The 398-nt window shown below is 60.8% G+C and carries 1 rRNA gene; it reads right to left on the bottom strand.

What is annotated here, in order from left to right:
- Window positions 1-339 precede the first annotated feature (339 nt).
- Window positions 340-398, bottom strand: a 16S ribosomal RNA gene (locus IF29_RS0141230); the annotation flags it as partial.

The raw sequence follows: 398 nt of genomic DNA, 5'->3' as shown, positions 1-398 counted from the left end.
TCCACCGTGCGCCCTTAAAAACTTGGCCACAGATGCTCGCGTCCACTGTGCAGTTCTCAAGCAACGACCAACCACCCACCACAACAGCCCAACAGGACCATCGCGCATGGGGCCGGCACCGAAGACAAGACCTTGCGGCCGTGCCCTCAGGACCCAACAACGTGCCCGACCGGACCCCAGCACCCGAGACCTGTGTTCCACGCACCGAAGTGCAGTACTAACAGCCCCAGACCAGAGACCTGCCGAATAGTCAACGTTCCACCCATGAGCGAACCAGCACCGGACAGTCGCCGGTGTTCTGGCCCTCTGACCGCCGTAGCGGTGAGAAGTGCTCCTTAGAAAGGAGGTGATCCAGCCGCACCTTCCGGTACGGCTACCTTGTTACGACTTCGTCCCAA

The sequence above is a fragment of the Streptacidiphilus jeojiense genome (genome assembly GCF_000719095.1).
GTDB lineage: Bacteria > Actinomycetota > Actinomycetes > Streptomycetales > Streptomycetaceae > Streptacidiphilus > Streptacidiphilus jeojiensis.
Note: the sequence above shows the minus strand (reverse complement) of the source record. Positions and strands in the feature narration are given on the sequence as shown.